This is a genomic window from Rhizobium sp. NLR22b (genome assembly GCF_019685295.1).
GTDB lineage: Bacteria > Pseudomonadota > Alphaproteobacteria > Rhizobiales > Rhizobiaceae > Rhizobium.
In genome coordinates this window covers 158,905-174,785 of the sequence record NZ_JABDWM010000001.1, presented here as the reverse complement: position 1 = coordinate 174,785, position 15,881 = coordinate 158,905, and the positions used below count along the sequence as shown (strand labels likewise).

15 protein-coding genes are annotated in these 15,881 nt (G+C 61.6%); 9 read left to right on the top strand and 6 right to left on the bottom strand.

Going from position 1 to position 15,881, the window contains the following annotated elements; all coding sequences use genetic code 11:
* The first annotated feature begins 17 nt into the window (after positions 1 to 17).
* The 4 genes from HJC00_RS00790 to lpxK all read left to right on the top strand — a co-directional run bounded on the left by HJC00_RS00790 (position 18) and on the right by lpxK (position 3,640).
* A complete protein-coding gene (locus tag HJC00_RS00790) occupies positions 18 to 266 on the top strand; it encodes a DUF4170 domain-containing protein (RefSeq protein ID WP_210629027.1) in 249 nt (82 codons plus the stop codon).
* A 159-nt stretch (positions 267 to 425) separates the two neighbouring features.
* On the top strand, positions 426 to 1,745 hold the full coding sequence (gene waaA, locus HJC00_RS00785; protein WP_210629026.1) for a lipid IV(A) 3-deoxy-D-manno-octulosonic acid transferase: 1,320 nt from the start codon (positions 426 to 428) through the stop codon (positions 1,743 to 1,745).
* Between the two features lie 9 nt (positions 1,746 to 1,754).
* Entirely contained in the window at positions 1,755 to 2,477 is a 723-nt protein-coding gene (locus HJC00_RS00780) for an HAD family hydrolase (RefSeq protein ID WP_210629025.1), read from the top strand.
* Positions 2,478 to 2,566: 89 nt separating this feature from the next.
* Positions 2,567 to 3,640, top strand: a complete 1,074-nt coding sequence (lpxK, locus tag HJC00_RS00775) for a tetraacyldisaccharide 4'-kinase (RefSeq protein WP_221146697.1) — start codon at positions 2,567 to 2,569, stop codon at positions 3,638 to 3,640.
* Between the two features lie 48 nt (positions 3,641 to 3,688).
* Here the strand turns inward: lpxK and HJC00_RS00770 are convergent, their stop codons facing one another.
* Positions 3,689 to 4,573 (bottom strand): GntR family transcriptional regulator, encoded by an 885-nt coding sequence (locus HJC00_RS00770; protein ID WP_221146696.1) that lies wholly within the window; start codon positions 4,571 to 4,573, stop codon positions 3,689 to 3,691.
* A gap of 99 nt (positions 4,574 to 4,672) precedes the next feature.
* Here HJC00_RS00770 and HJC00_RS00765 point away from each other — a divergent pair, with 99 nt between their 5' ends.
* From HJC00_RS00765 to HJC00_RS00755, 3 genes are all read left to right on the top strand, one after another.
* Positions 4,673 to 5,731, top strand: a complete 1,059-nt coding sequence (locus HJC00_RS00765) for an ABC transporter permease (RefSeq protein ID WP_210629022.1) — start codon at positions 4,673 to 4,675, stop codon at positions 5,729 to 5,731.
* Entirely contained in the window at positions 5,728 to 6,492 is a 765-nt protein-coding gene (locus tag HJC00_RS00760; RefSeq protein ID WP_210629021.1) for an ATP-binding cassette domain-containing protein, read from the top strand. Before HJC00_RS00765 ends, HJC00_RS00760 begins: the two co-directional genes overlap by 4 nt.
* Before the next feature lie 80 nt (positions 6,493 to 6,572).
* Positions 6,573 to 7,490: a sugar ABC transporter substrate-binding protein gene (locus tag HJC00_RS00755; RefSeq protein ID WP_210629020.1), complete on the top strand. Its 918-nt coding sequence runs from the start codon at positions 6,573 to 6,575 to the stop codon at positions 7,488 to 7,490.
* 209 nt (positions 7,491 to 7,699) lie between these two features.
* On the opposite strand, the gene HJC00_RS00750 is transcribed toward HJC00_RS00755, so the two are convergent.
* Together HJC00_RS00750 and mutL are read right to left on the bottom strand one after the other, a co-directional pair.
* A complete protein-coding gene (locus tag HJC00_RS00750; protein WP_210629019.1) occupies positions 7,700 to 7,930 on the bottom strand; it encodes a DUF2093 domain-containing protein in 231 nt (76 codons plus the stop codon).
* A gap of 67 nt (positions 7,931 to 7,997) precedes the next feature.
* The gene (gene mutL / locus HJC00_RS00745; RefSeq protein WP_221163517.1) at positions 7,998 to 9,830 is read right to left on the bottom strand and encodes a DNA mismatch repair endonuclease MutL; all 1,833 of its coding nucleotides are present in this window, start codon (positions 9,828 to 9,830) and stop codon (positions 7,998 to 8,000) included.
* A 183-nt stretch (positions 9,831 to 10,013) separates the two neighbouring features.
* On the opposite strand from mutL, the gene HJC00_RS00740 reads away from it, so the two are divergent.
* On the top strand, positions 10,014 to 11,744 hold the full coding sequence (locus HJC00_RS00740) for a response regulator (protein ID WP_210629017.1): 1,731 nt from the start codon (positions 10,014 to 10,016) through the stop codon (positions 11,742 to 11,744).
* Between the two features lie 145 nt (positions 11,745 to 11,889).
* The gene (locus HJC00_RS00735) at positions 11,890 to 13,254 is read left to right on the top strand and encodes a bifunctional diguanylate cyclase/phosphodiesterase (protein ID WP_210629016.1); all 1,365 of its coding nucleotides are present in this window, start codon (positions 11,890 to 11,892) and stop codon (positions 13,252 to 13,254) included.
* A gap of 273 nt (positions 13,255 to 13,527) precedes the next feature.
* Here HJC00_RS00735 and HJC00_RS00730 read toward each other — a convergent pair whose 3' ends face one another.
* The 3 genes from HJC00_RS00730 to HJC00_RS00720 form a co-directional block, all read right to left on the bottom strand.
* Positions 13,528 to 14,133: a PRC-barrel domain-containing protein gene (locus HJC00_RS00730; RefSeq protein WP_210629014.1), complete on the bottom strand. Its 606-nt coding sequence runs from the start codon at positions 14,131 to 14,133 to the stop codon at positions 13,528 to 13,530.
* Positions 14,134 to 14,354: 221 nt separating this feature from the next.
* On the bottom strand, positions 14,355 to 15,242 hold the full coding sequence (locus tag HJC00_RS00725) for an SMP-30/gluconolactonase/LRE family protein (protein ID WP_210629013.1): 888 nt from the start codon (positions 15,240 to 15,242) through the stop codon (positions 14,355 to 14,357).
* 4 nt (positions 15,243 to 15,246) lie between these two features.
* Complete coding sequence (locus tag HJC00_RS00720) at positions 15,247 to 15,879, bottom strand: 2-dehydro-3-deoxy-6-phosphogalactonate aldolase (RefSeq protein ID WP_210629012.1); 633 nt, start codon at positions 15,877 to 15,879, stop codon at positions 15,247 to 15,249.
* Between the last annotated feature and the right edge of the window lie 2 nt (positions 15,880 to 15,881).

Here is a 15,881-nt window from a genome sequence, read left to right as displayed (position 1 = left end):
AGAAAGAGAACAAGAAAATGACTGACTCCGGTGACAAGAAGCAGCTTTTGCACCTCGTTTTTGGCGGCGAACTGGAAAGCCTCGAAGACGTCCAGTTCCGTGATCTGGACGGTCTCGATATCGTCGGCATTTTTCCCGACTATGCCTCGGCGCTGACGGCCTGGAAGGCGAAGGCGCAGCAGACGGTCGACAATGCGCATATGCGCTATTTCATCGTCCACATGCACCGTCTGCTCGATCCGCATCAAAAGGCTGGGGGCAACTGACCTCGGCAGCCGCCGCCAGCCGAACGGGCCTTCGTGCATCGGGCGCCCGTCGATCCGGATCGTTTGACGCATTCTGAACAAATTGATCGGCCATTCCGGCCGCAACGATAATAAGGGAATGGGTTTGATGTCGATCGTCTTGGGTCGGAGGCTGGCGCGATGAGCTCCCGGATGGCGCGGCTCGGTCTGAGCACATACCGTCTGGCGGGAACCGTGGCCTCACCGGTCGTCGGCCTCTATCTGACCTACCGCACGGCCAAGGGCAAGGAAGACCGGGCGCGCCGCCTGGAACGCTTCGGCTATCCGAGCGCCAACCGGCCGCAAGGCCCGCTCGTCTGGTTCCATGCTGCAAGTGTCGGCGAAACCAATGCCGTCATTCCGCTGATCCGCGAAATCCGCCGCCGCGAGATCCATGTCATCCTGACCACCGGCACCATCACCTCCGCCAGGCTCGCCGCCGAGCGCCTCGGCCAGGAGGCGATCCATCAATATGTGCCGCTGGATCTGAAACCATCCGTCAGCCGCTTCCTCGACTATTGGCAGCCCGATTGCGCCATTATCGCCGAATCCGAGATCTGGCCGGCGACGGTGCTGGAGCTCGGCCGTCGCCGCATCCCGCAGATCCTGGTCAATGCCCGCATGTCGGACCGCTCCTTTGCCCGCTGGCGCCGCCGCCCGTCGATTGCGGAGGCCTTGTTCGAAAACCTCGCCCTCGTCATTGCCCAATCCGATGTCGATGCCGAGCGGTTCCGCAATCTCGGTGCCGTTCCCGTCATCACCTCGGGCAATCTGAAGGTCGATACCGACGCCCCGCCTTATGACAGCGCTGTCTTCTCCCGCTACAGGAAGCAGATCGGCGATCGCAAGACCTGGGCGGCGATCTCCACCTTCGACGGCGAGGAGAATGCCGCCGGCATCGTCCATCGCGCCCTGAAGGAGCGCGATCGTCAATTGACGATCATCGTGCCCCGCCATCCCGAGCGCAGCGACGAGATCGAGGCGGCGCTGGTCAAGCAGGGACTGAAGGTCGCCCGCCGCACCCGTGACGATGTCCTGTCGGCCGATGTCGATGTTTTCCTTGGCGATACGATCGGCGAAATGGGGCTTTATCTCCGTCTGACCGAAATCGCTTTCGTCGGCCGCTCGCTCTTTGCCGAGGGTGGTCAGAACCCGTTGGAGCCTGCCATGCTCGGCTGCGCCATCCTCTCCGGCGGCAATGTGCAGAATTTCCGCGAGGCCTATCAGAAGCTCGCCCGCAGCGGCAGCGCCCGCATGGTGCGCGATACCGAAATGCTGGCCAAGGGCGTGCATTACCTGCTGACCAATGATGAAGCCCGCCGTACCATGATCGAGGCCGGCGTCGCCACCGTGCACGAGATGCGGGGCGCACTATCGGCGACGGTGAAGGGGCTCGAACCCTATATCAATCCGCTGACGGTCAAGGCGCGTTTGTTGCCCAAGGCCGCGGCCCAGGTCTGAGGAGACGCGATGTCGGGCCCGGCGCATATCAAAGGCATCCTCTTCGACAAGGACGGCACGCTGCTCGACTATGACGAGAGCTGGCTGCCGGTCAATCGCGAGCTTGCCCGCATCGCCGCTGAGGGCGACCCACTTCTGGCCGACCGGCTGCTGTCTGCCTGCGGCATGGATCCGGTGAGCGGCCATATCGTTCCCGACAGCCTGCTCGCCGCCGGCAATACAAGGCAGATCGCCGAGGGGCTCGTCGCCGCCGGATCGATGATCGATATCGGGGAATTGACGATCCGTCTCGACGACCTCTTTTCCGGCGCCGCTGAATTTTCCGTGCCGGTGACCGACCTTGCCGGCTTTTTCGCAAGGCTGCATCGGCGCGGTTTCAAGCTCGGCGTTGCCTCCAGCGACAATGAGCGCTCCATCCGCCAGACGGCGGAGCGCTTCGGTTTCGCCCGCTATGTCGATTATATCGCCGGCTACGACAGCGGCTTCGGCGTCAAGCCGGAGCCGGGCATGGTGCTCGGCTTCTGCGCTGCGACCGGGCTTTTGCCATCCGAGGTCGCCATGGTCGGCGACAACAACCACGATCTGCACATGGGCCTGAATGCCGGCACGGGACTTAGGATCGCCGTGTTGACGGGAACCGGCTCGCGCGATTCACTTGCCGCGGCGGCCGATCATGTGCTCGACGATATCACCGCCCTTGAGACGTTGCTGCCCGATCTGCAGCCGGCCTGATCGTAAAGGCTTGCATTTTCATCGATTTTAACCTCTCAATCCCGCCGGGAAAACGAATTCTCTGGCCGGGCGGGGAGCGGGACGGCAAAATGATTTCAGAAGCGCCGCCGTTCTGGTGGAGGAAAGCCGATTGGCGCGCCTGGCTGCTGGCGCCGCTGTCCTTTCTCTACGGCCGTATCGCCGGCCATCGCATGGCCCATGCGCGCCGCGCTTCGGTTTCCGTTCCCGTCATCTGTGTCGGCAATTTCACCGTCGGCGGCGCCGGCAAGACGCCGACGGCGCTGACGCTCGCCCGCGCCGCCAAGGCGAAAGGCCTGAAGCCCGGCTTTCTCAGCAGAGGTTACGGCGGCTCGCTCGACGTGACGACGGTGGTCGATCCCCATCATCACCGGGCGGTCGCCGTCGGCGATGAACCGCTTTTGCTCGCCCAGGAGGCGCTAACGGTGATTTCCCGCCGGCGTGTCGACGGTGCTCGGCGCTTGGTCGCGGAAGGCGCCGACCTCATCATCATGGATGACGGGTTTCAGAGCGCCCGGCTGGCGATCGACTATGCGCTGCTCGTCATCGACGCGACGCGCGGCCTTGGCAACGGCCATATCGTGCCGGCCGGCCCGGTCCGCGCGCCGATCCGCCAGCAGCTGAGTTCGGCGACGGCACTGCTGAAGGTAGGCGGCGGTAATGCTGCCGATGGCATCGTCCGCATGGCGGCACGCGCGGCAAAGCCCTATTTCACCGCATCGCTGAAGGTACGCGGCGACAACAGGCTTGCCGGCATCAAGGTGCTTGCCTTCGCCGGTATCGCCGATCCCGCCAAATTCTTCCGCACCGTCGAATCGCGCGGCGCCGAGATCACGGTCGCCAAGACCTTCGGCGACCACGAACACCTGACCGAGGAGGAGATCGACGATATCCTGACGACGGCCGAACGCCAGGACCTCCTGATCGTCACCACCTCAAAGGATTTCGTTCGCCTCTCCGGTCATCACGGCAAGGCGGAGCAATTGGCGCAGAAGGCCAAGGTGATCGAGGTCGACATGGTCTTCGAGGATCATCTCGCCCCGGGTCTGATCATCGACCGGGCAATCATTGCCTGCCGTGATCGGCGCCTCAGGGAATTGAAGGCTGGGGCTAAAGTAACTTCAGGAACGGCCGAGCGGCCGTAACTGGCTGCTGTGAACCACCTGGGCCGCCTAAATCTGCCTGCAACCCGATCATGCGATCGAATGAAGCAAAGTTTCGCGAGCAGACGTCAGATGCAACCGACAGGCGTGATCGATCAACGCGATATTGCGGCTTTCGAGGGCTTCGATGAGCGCAAGATGTTCCCTGATGGCGACCTCGTTCCGCGCCCGTTCATCACGCTTGTTCCACTGATAGTGATAGTGAAACACCATGGCGATCACGTCTTGGAAGCTTTCAATGAATCGGTTTGGTGCAACTGCCGTAATCAGCCGGTGAAACCGGCTGTCCAATTCCGAGAAATCCTGATACCGGGAGTCGATATCGGCGAGCAGTTCCAAATGTGCGCTCCGCGTAGAGTGGAGCTGCTTCCAGACCGGCGAGCTGTCGGGCAGGGCCGCGAACAGCCGCGCCGAACGCATTTCGAACATTTCTCTGATCTCAAACAGTTCGAGTGCGAAACTCGCTGTGAACCCTTTGAAGACCCAGCCTGCGTTGGGGCGTTTCTCGATCAGCCCATATTTCTGAAATCGATTGAGAAACTCACGGACGATCGTTGTTGCGACGCCGAACCTACGAGCTAGTTCCGCCTCGTTGATTTCTGTGCCCGGGCAGGCATCACCGCGCAACATCCAGTCCATGAAGCTTGTTTCGACCTGTTCCGAAATCGCCAAGGTCTCTTCCCGTGGATAGCGTTCTATCGGCAGCGGTTGCTCACGGACGATCCGCCTGTGCGCTTCAGATACGATGATTCCACGTGCGGACATTCCTGCCAGCACCTTTCGCACTGTTGTCCTGCTTACGCCGAGCTGGGCGCGCAGTGCATTTTCGGAGGGTAACTCCTCCCCAAGATCGAACGTGCGGACAATGTCGATCATATCGTTGAACGCCCGCTTGAAAGTCGTATCGGTTCTCATGGCACAACTGCTGATCTGACTAGATATCCATAAAAAACAAGTTGACGTACGTGTATCATATGTTTCTTATGTATAAAAAACCAGGGAGGCTCGGGGAATTTGGAAGACTCCAGGACGCTGCCTCAAAATTCGTCCCGGCCTGGTGGTTCGCAGGACGCAACCTTCCATCCGAGACAATCTGGCATCGCACTGGGACTGAAGCTGTTGAGCCTGGGTCCACTGTTAATCCTCATTATGCTTATCGCCGTGGTCAGTATTGTCACCCCGGCTTTTTTAAAACCGGTAAACCTCGGGAACATCCTCGCGCAGACAGCAGTGATCGCTGTGGTGGCAATGGGCCAACAGCTTGTCATCCTGACGCGCGGCATCGACCTCTCTGTAGGCTCGAACCTTGCACTGGCGACAGTCATTGGCGGACTTGTCTACCAGCAGGTTGACTCATCGTTCATCGTCATCATGGCCATGCTGCTTGCCGGTGCTGCCGTTGGCGCTATAAACGGCCTGGTCTTTGTCTATGGTCGACTGCCACATCCCTTTATCATCACGCTTGCGACTTTGAGCATCTGCCGCGGTCTGGCCCTCGAATTGGCTCCGGGTCACACGACCATACGTGGGATGCCGGATGCAGTTACCGCCATCGGCGGCGGGACGACGCTTGGCGTACCCAATTCTTTTTTTGTCATCGGGATGTTCGGGATCGTTTTTCTGATCCTGACGAAGTCGATGGTCTGCGGCCGATGGATCTATGCCGTCGGCGGCTCGCCGAACGCCGCGACAAGCATGGGCATCCCGGTAAGAGGCGTTCTGCTCTCGACCTACATCGTTTCTGGCTTTTGTGCCGGCGTGGGCGCGGTGCTGCTTGCCGGGCGGACCGGTGCCGCCTCGCCGATCTACGGCAATCTCCTGGAACTTGACACGATTGCTGCTGTGATCATCGGTGGCGCCAGCTTCCTTGGCGGACGAGGCCACCTTGGCCACGCCCTAATGGGCGCCGTGTTGATCGGCGTCATCCGCAATGCGCTTAACCTTCTCGGCGTCGACGTGTTCTTTCAGATGATCGCGATTGGGTTCGTCATCGTCATCGCCGTCGAAGCTGACGTGCTTCGTAACCATCTCGAGTCGCGCGCACGCGTGCTTCAATCGGCGGCAGTGCAATGAACCCGGCATCCACCACACCGGCACTTTCGGTTCGAAATGCCCAAAAGCGCTTTGGCGCAATCCATGCCCTGAAGAATGTAAGTTTCGATGCTTATTCAGGTGAGGTAACGGCTCTCCTGGGTGACAACGGCGCCGGCAAGTCGACACTCGTCAAATGCATCAGCGGGCTCCATAGTCTCGACGAAGGAGAGATCCTTATAGATGGTGCTCCGGTATCGCTTCATTCAACTGCGGCCGCCCGCCGCGCCGGGATTGAAACCGTCTATCAGGATCTGGCGCTTTTCGACAACCTGACCCCCGTGCAGAATTTCTACTGCGGTCGGGAGATCTCTTTCCCCTCCTGGTTGCCGCGTCCGCTCCGCTTTCTCAGCACGGGCGAAATGAAGCGGGAAGCAGCGAACGTCATCGATCGCCTGAAGGTTAAGCTGCCGAAATTCGACGCACCGGTCGCACTGATGTCTGGGGGACAGCGACAGGCGATCGCGGTCGCACGTGCCATTGTTTTTGCGCGCAAACTGGTGATCCTTGACGAACCCACCGCGGCGCTCGGCCTTCGCGAGTCTCGCCAGGTTCTTGACATTATCAATCAGCTCAAAGCCGACGGCAATGCCGTGATCATCATCACCCATAACATGGAGCATGTCATCGAGATCGCCGATCGGGCGGTTGTCCTCCGGCAGGGTCGCAAGGTGGGTGAAGTGAAGCCCACAGAGGCGAACAAGCAGGACGTTGTTGCGATGATCGTCGGTGCGGAGGCTTGAGGGGATCGCTGCTTGGTTGGGGCAGCGGAAAACGAGATCGCGCTCTAGAAGAGGGCGGTCGAAACACGGGAGGTGTAATCATGAAACCGCAATCCCTGCTGGGAGCTGTTGCGCTCCTGGTCGTCTCTGTAGTCCCGTCCCTGGCGGAGGAGCCAGTGAAGCTCGGGTTTATAACCAAGTTCCCTGTACCGTTCTTCGCAACAATGGAAGACGCAGCGAAAGATTACGCCAAGAGAAATCCGGGCGTCGAGATCATCTACGGCCAGGGTACGTCCGCAACCGACATCGAAGGCCAGATCGCGCAGATTGAGTCGATGGTGACACGAGGGGTGCAGGGCATCGCCCTCACGCCCGTCGATCCCACCGTGTCGACGGCCCTGGACAAGGCGGTAGCGGCCGGTATCAAAGTCGTGCTGATGGACAACAACATTCCGGATTGGAACGGCAGGACAGCGCTTGCCACCACCGACAACCTCGCCGCAGGCAAAATCGCGGGGGAATACCTCAAAACCGTGCTCCATGACGGCGATACGCTCGGGATACTCGAGGGCGTGCCCGGTGTACCGGCGCTCGATGACCGTGTGAAGGGTATGCTCGAAGGACTGAAGGGCGTTGACGTCAAGATCGTCGGGAAAGGTGCAACCAACTGCACCGAGGAACTCGGGATCAGTGTCGCCGAGGATCTGTTGACGAAAAACCCGGACCTCAAGGCCATTTATGCCGCTTGCGGCCCCCCCGCTGCTGGCGCGGCACGCGCAATCAAGAACGCGGGCATTGCCAGTGACAAGATTGTGCTGGTCGGTTTCGACTTCTGCTGCGGCGAAGAGGAAGCGCTGAAGAATGGAATCGAGGATGCATCAGTGGCGCAGTTTCCCACCAAGATGGCGGAACTCGGCGTGGATGCGCTGGTAAAGTCTATTCGCGGCGAGAAAGTTGAATCATTAATTGACTCCGGCGCGGCGCTCGTGACGGCTGAGAACATGGCGAAATTCAAGTAGCTGCTTCTCTATGCGATTTGTTGAGAGCGCATACGCCGTAGTCGATGCCTTGCGGGCATCTGGTCAAGCAAACGGCTCGTCCTTCGCCGGGCGGGCCTGACATCTGACCGCTCGATTGGCGAAATCGCAGCCCCCGGGCTCGGGATGCAATTGATCGCCGATTCCCTCGGTCAGATGCCTGCGCCGACCACCCATCGGCACACGTCTCCCTAGCGCCGCTGGTTCGGCAGCACGCCGGCGCGTTTGTCGGCGTCGATTGCAGATATAACGTCGGCATAGGGCTCCTGCCGGGCGACGCTCCAGTAGCGCAGCTCGTCGAGCGGGATGTTTTTTCCGGTCATCGCGCAGACCACATAGGAGCCGGGCGAGAGAATCTGGAAATCGCCGTCGAGATAGCGGATCTTCGCCTCGCGGTTTCCGTGCCCTTCGAACAAATTCATGCGCTCCGTTCCCTACAGTCTGTCATCCGTTTGCCATACTCCCGCAAAGGCGGCTTTGCCAGCTTTTTCAGCTTCTGCCGAATAGCCGTTCGATATCGCTGAGCTTCAATTCGATATAGGTCGGCCGGCCGTGATTGCACTGGCCGGAGCCGGGCGTCACTTCCATTTCCCTCAGTAGCGCGTTCATTTCCTCCGGCCGCAGCCGCCGGCCGGAGCGAACCGATCCATGGCAGGCCATGGTCGCCGCCACATATTCGAGCTTGGCCGACAGGCCCGATGCCGTATCCCATTCTGCGATCTCGTCGGCAAGCTGGCGGATCAGGCCATGGGCGTCGACCTCGCCGAGCATGGCCGGTGTTTCGCGCACCGCGATCGCACCGGGACCGAAACGCTCGATCGCCAGACCGAGTTCGGCAAACTCTGCCGCATGCAGCATCAGCCGGTCGCAATCCTCTTCCGGAATGTCGACGATCTCGGGGATGAGCAGCACCTGCGAGGCCAGCCGCTTCGAATGCAGCGCCTTGCGCATCGCCTCGAACACCAGCCGCTCATGCGCCGCATGCTGGTCGACGATGACGAGCCCGTCCTCGGTCTGGGCGACGATATAGTTGGCGTGGATCTGCGCCCGTGCCGCGCCGAGCGGATAACGCCCAACGGTTTCGGGCGCGGCCGGGCTAGGAGAGGCCAGGCCGGGAGACACGGGGTCCGGAAAAAATTGCGGCTCGGCCCGTGCGGTCGGCATCGACAGGCCGTCGAAGGATGCCTGCGGCCGTTCGGAAAAAGCCGGTGCTGGCTGGTAGGGGCGGGAAGGGGAGGTCTCTGCCGACCATGGCGCCTGTGGCTGCTGCCCATAGGGCTGGAAACCGGGGCGGAAGGCGCGCAGCATATCGCTTGCGCCAGTCGTTGCCGCCCGGATGCCGTCGCGCGCGAGCGCCTCGCGAATGGCGCCGACGATCAGGCCACGCACCAGGCCCGGGTCGCGGAAGCGCACGTCGGATTTGGCCGGATGCACGTTGACGTCGACGAGGGCCGGATCGAGAGCGATCGACAGCACCGCCACCGGATAACGCCCGGACGGGATCGTCTCGGCATAGGCGCCGCGGATCGCCGAGAGGATCAGCTTGTCCTGCACCGGCCGGCCGTTGACGAAGGCATATTGATGCGCGGAGTTACCGCGATTGAAGGTCGGCACGCCGGCAAAGCCGGTCAGCGCGATCTCCTCGCGCTCGGCGTCGAGCGCAATGGCGTTGTCGCTGAAGTCCTTGCCGAGCACCTGCGCCATGCGCGCCAGATGATCGTCGCCCGTCGCCGGAAATTCCAGCGTTGCGCGGTCCGAGCCGGACAGCACGAAGCGCACGGCGGGAAAGGCGATCGCCATGCGTTTGACGATCTCGGTAATGGCGCCGGCTTCAGCCTTTTCTGTCTTCAGGAATTTGAGCCGGGCAGGCGTGGCGAAGAACAGGTCGCGGACTTCGACGATCGTGCCGGGATTGGCGGCGGCGGGCCTGAGATGCAAGACCTTGCCGCCGGCAACGGCGATCTCGTGGCCGCCGGCACTGTCGCGCTTGCGGCTTGCGATGCTGAGCCTCGCCACGGACCCGATCGACGGCAGCGCCTCGCCGCGGAAACCGAGCGTTCTGATATCCTCGAGCGTCTCGGAGATCTTCGAGGTGCAATGGCGCCTGATTGCCAGTTCCAGATCGGCGGCGTCCATGCCGAAGCCGTTGTCGCTGACCCGCAGCAGCGCCTTGCCGCCGCCTGCCGTGGCGATCTCAATGCGCGTCGCCCCCGCATCGAGCGCGTTCTCGATCAATTCCTTGGCAGCGCTCGCCGGCCGTTCGATGACTTCGCCGGCGGCGATCTGGTTGATGAGCGTTTCGGAAAGCTGTCTGATGGCCATGGGCTATTTTCGGGGATTCGCGGGCTGGAGGGAAGGGGTCTCGGATCGCTTGGCGAAACTGTGATCCGCGGCTCCCCCGAATTCGGGGATCGGTAGTGTTAAGCCGGTTTTAACAGAAAAATGGCATTTCTAATCACACACCTCCGGAAGCCGCGAAATCGAACAGATGTGGGACGAAATGGAATGAGTGCCGGCTTCGAAAAGGCGGACACATCATCAGAGACCGACGGGACGCTCGCCGGGGCCGATCTGCAGACGGCGCTCTTCGATGCGGTGTGCGACAGCCTTTCGGCAGCGTTCATCATCTACGACAAGAACGATCATCTGATCTTCGCAAGCCGCCAGATTCTCGAATTCTTCCCCTTGCCGTCCGAGATGCTGAAGCCCGGAATCCGACTGCGCGATTTCCTGGGCGCGATCTACGATACCGGCGTTCGCCAGCAATATGATATCAGGCAGAGCGGCTCGCTCAGTCGCGAGGACTGGCTGTCGCAGAAGATCGCCTCGCATTGGCGCGAGCGCTTCGAATCCGTCGAGCGACATGGCGCCGACAGCTGGGTCCGCTTCGTCAAGCGCAGGTTGCCGGGCGGTTACGGCGTCACCGTCGTTTCCGACATCTCCGAGGACAAGAAGCGCGAGGAGCAGTGGCGCTCGGACCTGGAGCGGGTGCAGCTCACCGAAGACATTCTCGATAACCTGCCGTTCCCGCTTTTCGTCAAGGATCGCAACCTCACCTATGTCGCGGTGAACCTCGCCTTTTGCGAGAAATACCAGAGGAGCGCCGACGAGGTGCTCGGGCGCAAGAGCGGCGACCTCTTCTCACCCGAGATCGCCAAGCGCTTCGAGGAAAGCGATCGTCACGTGCTGGAAACCGGCGAGATGTCGATCTCCCGCCAGCGGCAGATTTCCCGCGACGGCATCGAGCGCGACATCGTCAGCCGCAAGCACCGCATCGGCAAGCCCGGCCGCTATTTCCTGGTGTCGACCATGCAGGACCTGCCGCGCGACGGCGCCGATCTCGAGGAGTTCGACCGCGCCTCGGCGATCACCGCCTCCGCCAACCAGAGTTATCGCCGCGCCTATGTGCCAGTGCCGAGCGCGGTGGAGCGCCGCGAGCCGGCAGCGATGGAGGCGATCGTTCCGGAGAATTTCTCCGGCCGCAAGATCCTCGTCGTCACCGCCGACCTCGCTGCCGAGACCGCCGCTCTGCGGACGCTGACGAAATATGGTTTCGAATCCTGCTCGGTGCGCGGCGAGGATGAAGAAGAGCGGTTCCTGGAAATCGCCACCTCCTCCGGCATTTCGCTCGATCTGCTGATCATCGACAATCAGATGGGCATGCGCTGCCTCGAGCTTGCCGAACAATATGGAATTCCGGCGCTCGTCATGGACGGGTTCCAGATCGCCAACGAACTTACCTTCCAGATCGCCCGCCATTTCAACCGCAACAGCCGCAACAGCGGCGGCGGTGCGGATACGGATTGGGAAATCAGCATTTCCGACGATACGGTCGGCCTGCAGGTTCTTGTCGCCGAGGACAACGATATCAACCAGATCGTGTTTTCACAGATCCTCGAGGGCCTCGGCTATCGTCATATGATCGCGGCGACCGGCGACGAGGTCGTGCGCCTCTGGGCCGAACACCGGCCCGGGGTGGTGCTGATGGACATTTCGTTGCCGGGCTTCAACGGTTTCGAGGCGGCGCGCCTGATTCGCCAGATGGAGGAAGCCGGCGGCGCAGCCCGCACCCCGATCATCGGCGTGCTGACTCAGGCCTTCGAGCGCGATCGCGCCGAATGCGCCAAATCGGGCATGGACGACGTCATCATGAAGCCTGTCAGTCCCGACATGCTGGAGACGATATTTCAGAAATACCTGACGGAAGGGGCTGCGCCGGTTCGAGCGAGCGGATGAGACGCAAGTCCGGTCGACGTCTCCCATAAACCGCAACCTCCCCAAATCTGGGGTAGATCAGCTCGTCAAGGCGGCTGATTACTAGCGAATTGTTAAGAAATGCCGGTCATTCTCTCCCCGGCTGCGGAGGGAAGCTCGGGTTTGGATGATGAAATCGGCGGAAACAGCTTCCTTGACCGTGAGTCACAATGAGCTTCAGGCGATGGCTTATACCGATCCGCTGACCGGGTTGGGAAACCGCAATCGCATGCGCGACAAGGTGCTGCAAATCTCCGCCGAGCGCGCCGGCGATCCCGCGCCCTTCACCATCGGTATCGCCAATCTCGACAGCTTCAAGCCGATCAACGATCTCTTTGGCTCCTCGGCCGGCGACGAGATCCTTTGCCAGGTCGCCCACCGGCTCCGGGCTTGCATTCCGGACGGAGCGCTGGTCACCCGTCACGACGGCGACGAGTTCGCCTTCGTGCTGCCGTTGATTTTCGAGCGGGCAAGCGCCGAGAAATTCGGCCAGATGATCCGCGAGGTGTTGTCGGCGCCCTATGACCTCGGCGACCGCAATGTGCGTCTGTCTGCCTCCTTCGGCTTCGCCATCTATCCCTTCGCCGGAGAGGACTGCGAAGAACTGTTGAAGAGCGCCGAAACCGCCCTCTATCGTTCCAAGCGCCGCGGCCGCGGCCAGATCACCGTCTATTCGCGTGAAATCGCCCAAGAGATGAAGCGCGCGACACAGCTGGAGCAGGCGCTCAGAAATGCCATCATCTCCGACGCGATCGACGTTCATTTCCAGCCGATCGTCTCGCTTGCCAACAATCAGGTCGTCGGCTTCGAGGCGCTTGCCCGCTGGAACGATCCCGATCTCGGTTTCGTGTCCCCCGGCGTCTTCGTACCGCTCGCCGAGGAGCGCGGCTTCATCGATGCGCTGTCGGAGGCCCTGCTTCGCAAGGCCGCCGAAGCAGCCCTGTCCTGGCCGCGCGAACTCTTCCTGTCCTTCAACCTCTCTTCGGCGCAGCTGATGGATCCCGGCACGAGCGGCAGCATCCTGTCGATCCTCGGTCGCGTCGGCTTCGATCCGCACCGCCTGGAACTGGAGATCACCGAGACGGCGGTGATGGGTTCGGCCGATACTGCCCATCGCATCATCGCCGATCTGCGCGCCGCCGGCGTGCGCATCTCGCTCGACGACTTCGGCACCGGCCAGTCGAGTCTCGGGCGTCTGCGCGACTTCATCTTCGACAAGATCAAGATTGACCGCGCCTTCGTCTCGCGCATCAATTCCGACCGCGCCTCCGAACACATCATCAAGGCGATCCTTTCCATGTGCGAAGGCTTGGAGCTTGAAGTCGTGGCCGAAGGCATTGAGGATTATGCCGAAGCGGCGAAGCTGCGCACACTCGGCTGCGGCATGGGCCAGGGCTACCATTTCGGCCGTCCGGCCGATGGCATCGCCACGCTGCGCTTCCTGCACGAGAACTATTACGATATGGCGCCCGCCGAGCGCGTCAGCGCATAAGCAATCCCAGCAAAAGTGCGCAGCGGTTTTGCGTCCGGGATTGCGTAAAGCAAACAGCCAATCCCAGCAAAAGTGCGCAGCGGTTTTGCGTCCGGGATTGCGTGGAACAAACAAGCCAATCCCAGCAAAAGTGCGCAGCGGTTTTGCCCCCGGGATCGCGTCAGGCAAAAGTGCGCAGCGGTTTTGCGTGGTGAATTGCGTGAAACATGCAATCAGAAAAAGCAATGGCGCCCCTAGGAGCGCCATCGCCTACGCTATACTACCGCGCGCGGTTTACTTAGGCGTGGTCGAGCCGGTTGCCGTCGTATCGGTACCGGTTGCGGCCGGGGCCTTTTCTGCAGACTGCATTGCCAGTGTCTTGAACTCGGGCGCAGCCTTCAACGATTCGGCCGTTTCGCTTGTAGTCAGCTTGAGACTGCCGTCCTGGGTGTTCTGGGCAACCGTGATCTTGTCTATCGGAACGGCGACATCCTTTTCGCCGATGCCGAGGAAGCCGCCGACGCCGACGATTGCGGCAACGATTCCGCCGTCCTTCTTGAGGATAAGGTCGTTGATGCTGCCGATGCTTTCATTGTTGCCGTTGTAGACCGACTGGCCGATATAGGTGTTGGCGCTGATCTGGTCCGGAGCCTGCTCCGTCAGATAGGTACCTTGAGCTACATCCGTGGTCGGTTTTGCAGCCGGAGCCTGTGCAGCGTCGCCTGCGGGCTTGGTGACATCAGGGGTGACCGGCTTGGGGGCAGCCGGGTCGGCCGGCGCTGCCTGATTGGTGGCGGCGGGATCGGCAGGCTGCGGCGCCGTCTGCGAGAATGCCGCCGGTGCGAAAGCCGTGGCAAACAGCGCGCCAGCGGCAACGGTCGTCAAAAGTTTGCGTGTCATTTCGAACCTACTTTCATTTCCCTAGAGTGATCGCTGACTCGGCAATACATCATCCTTGCCGCGCCGGTTCGAAGGGAAAATGAGTGGTGCGCCGATTGGTTCCGGTTGAAAACACGGAAAATTTCTCGATTATCACGGAACTTTTATTAGCGAACGGGGCCGAGAGGAAAAAAGGCGCCCCCGCTTGGGAGCGCCTTGAATGCGGCTGGCCGACGCCGCAATCAGAGCACATAGACGGGATCGAACACGCCCTTGACTTCGATGCCGAGTTCCAGAAGCGCGCCGGCACTCGGCTGAGCCGAACGGGCATCCTCGTCAAGCCCTTCCCAGGCCGTCGTTACCGCCAGCCGGTCGGCATTGGCGCCGATGAAGGCAGGGCAGGAAGGCTGGACGGCGGGAACCTTGTAGCGCGAGATGCGCAAGCCATCGGGATTGTAGCGATCGACGACGCCGGCGCCCCAGCGGGCATTCCAGATATAGCCGTCGGCATCGACCACCGAGCCGTCAATGTCGCCGGGTTCGTTCATGCTGTCGACGAGCACGATCGGCTCGCCCGAGGGCAGGCCGGTCTGCGGATCGACCATGACGCGCATCAGCCGGTTGATGCGGGAATCCGTGTAGTAGCCGATCGTGCCGTCCGGGGAAAAGCAGATCGAATTCGGAATGCTGATGCCGTTGAAGATCTTTGTCACCTTGCCGCCGGCGACATGATAGATGGCGCCGGCCTGGTTCTCCGCCCGCTTGCTCATCGTGCCGATCCAGAGTGCCCCCGACGGATGGGTGCGGCCGTCGTTCGAGCGATTCTCCGGCCTGTCGTTTTCGAGCGCGGCATAGAAGGTGAGGTTGCCGCTCGCCACGTCGCGCACGAAAAGCCCTTGCTCCGTCGCAATCAGCTGCCGTTCGGCGTCGATGCGGGCCAGCACGCTTGCCATTACGGGCAGCGGATGGACCTTTTTCTCCCCTGTTGCGAGTCTGAGCTCGTGCAGCTCCTTGCCGAGGATGTTGAACCACCAGACCGTATTGCTGTCCGGATCATAGGCCGGTCCTTCGCCGAGAACGGAATTGGTGTTGCAAAGGGTCTTGCCTTCGAACTCGTAAATGTCGGTCATGCGTTCACGCTCCCATGGCTGCATCATAGGCGTAAATGGTCGCCTTGGCGCGCTCGGCAACCTCTGCCGCAGTCATTCCGGGCTTATAGAGGCTGGTGCCGAGGCCGAAGGCTGAGATGCCGGCCTTGGTGTAATCGGCGAAATTCTTGTCCGACACGCCGCCGACGGCGGCAATCGTCAGTTCCGGCGGCAGGATCGCCCGGATCGCCGTGATGCCGGAGGGGCCAAGCACGCTCGCCGGGAAGAATTTGAGACCGGTGGCGCCGGCGCGCGCTGCCGCTAAGGCCTCCGTCGGCGTAAAGACGCCGGGCATCGTCACCATACCATAGTCGCGCGCCCGGATGATCACCTCGGGCTCGACATTGGGTGTGACGAGCAGCGTGCCGCCGGCCGCATTCAGGCTGTCGACCGCCTCGACCGTCAGTACCGTGCCGGCGCCGATCAGCACCTCGGCCGGCGCCATCTTCGCGGCGATCTCGATGGATTCGAACGGCTCCGGCGAGTTGAGCGGAATCTCGATCGCCGTCAGGCCGTTTTCGATCAGGGCGCCGACGACGCTCTCGGTCTCGTCGGGCCGGATGCCGCGCAGGATGGCGATCAGCGGACGCTTCATGTCGGGGAAGGGGATACGGTTCATCG

Excerpts from the sequence above, each read along its gene's own strand:
- HJC00_RS00770 (WP_221146696.1), bottom strand. The coding sequence starts at position 4,573 with ATGAGAACCGATACGACTTTCAAGCGGGCGTTCAACGATATGATCGAC.
- mutL (WP_221163517.1), bottom strand. The coding sequence starts at position 9,830 with ATGGCCATCAGACAGCTTTCCGAAACGCTCATCAACCAGATCGCCGCC.
- lpxK (WP_221146697.1), top strand. The coding sequence starts at position 2,567 with ATGATTTCAGAAGCGCCGCCGTTCTGGTGGAGGAAAGCCGATTGGCGC.
- HJC00_RS00730 (WP_210629014.1), bottom strand. The coding sequence starts at position 14,133 with ATGACACGCAAACTTTTGACGACCGTTGCCGCTGGCGCGCTGTTTGCC.
- HJC00_RS00790 (WP_210629027.1), top strand. The coding sequence starts at position 18 with ATGACTGACTCCGGTGACAAGAAGCAGCTTTTGCACCTCGTTTTTGGC.
- HJC00_RS00725 (WP_210629013.1), bottom strand. The coding sequence starts at position 15,242 with ATGACCGACATTTACGAGTTCGAAGGCAAGACCCTTTGCAACACCAAT.
- HJC00_RS00755 (WP_210629020.1), top strand. The coding sequence starts at position 6,573 with ATGAAACCGCAATCCCTGCTGGGAGCTGTTGCGCTCCTGGTCGTCTCT.
- HJC00_RS00735 (WP_210629016.1), top strand. The coding sequence starts at position 11,890 with ATGATGAAATCGGCGGAAACAGCTTCCTTGACCGTGAGTCACAATGAG.
- HJC00_RS00780 (WP_210629025.1), top strand. The coding sequence starts at position 1,755 with ATGTCGGGCCCGGCGCATATCAAAGGCATCCTCTTCGACAAGGACGGC.
- HJC00_RS00750 (WP_210629019.1), bottom strand. The coding sequence starts at position 7,930 with ATGAATTTGTTCGAAGGGCACGGAAACCGCGAGGCGAAGATCCGCTAT.
- HJC00_RS00740 (WP_210629017.1), top strand. The coding sequence starts at position 10,014 with ATGAGTGCCGGCTTCGAAAAGGCGGACACATCATCAGAGACCGACGGG.
- HJC00_RS00760 (WP_210629021.1), top strand. The coding sequence starts at position 5,728 with ATGAACCCGGCATCCACCACACCGGCACTTTCGGTTCGAAATGCCCAA.
- HJC00_RS00720 (WP_210629012.1), bottom strand. The coding sequence starts at position 15,879 with ATGAACCGTATCCCCTTCCCCGACATGAAGCGTCCGCTGATCGCCATC.
- waaA (WP_210629026.1), top strand. The coding sequence starts at position 426 with ATGAGCTCCCGGATGGCGCGGCTCGGTCTGAGCACATACCGTCTGGCG.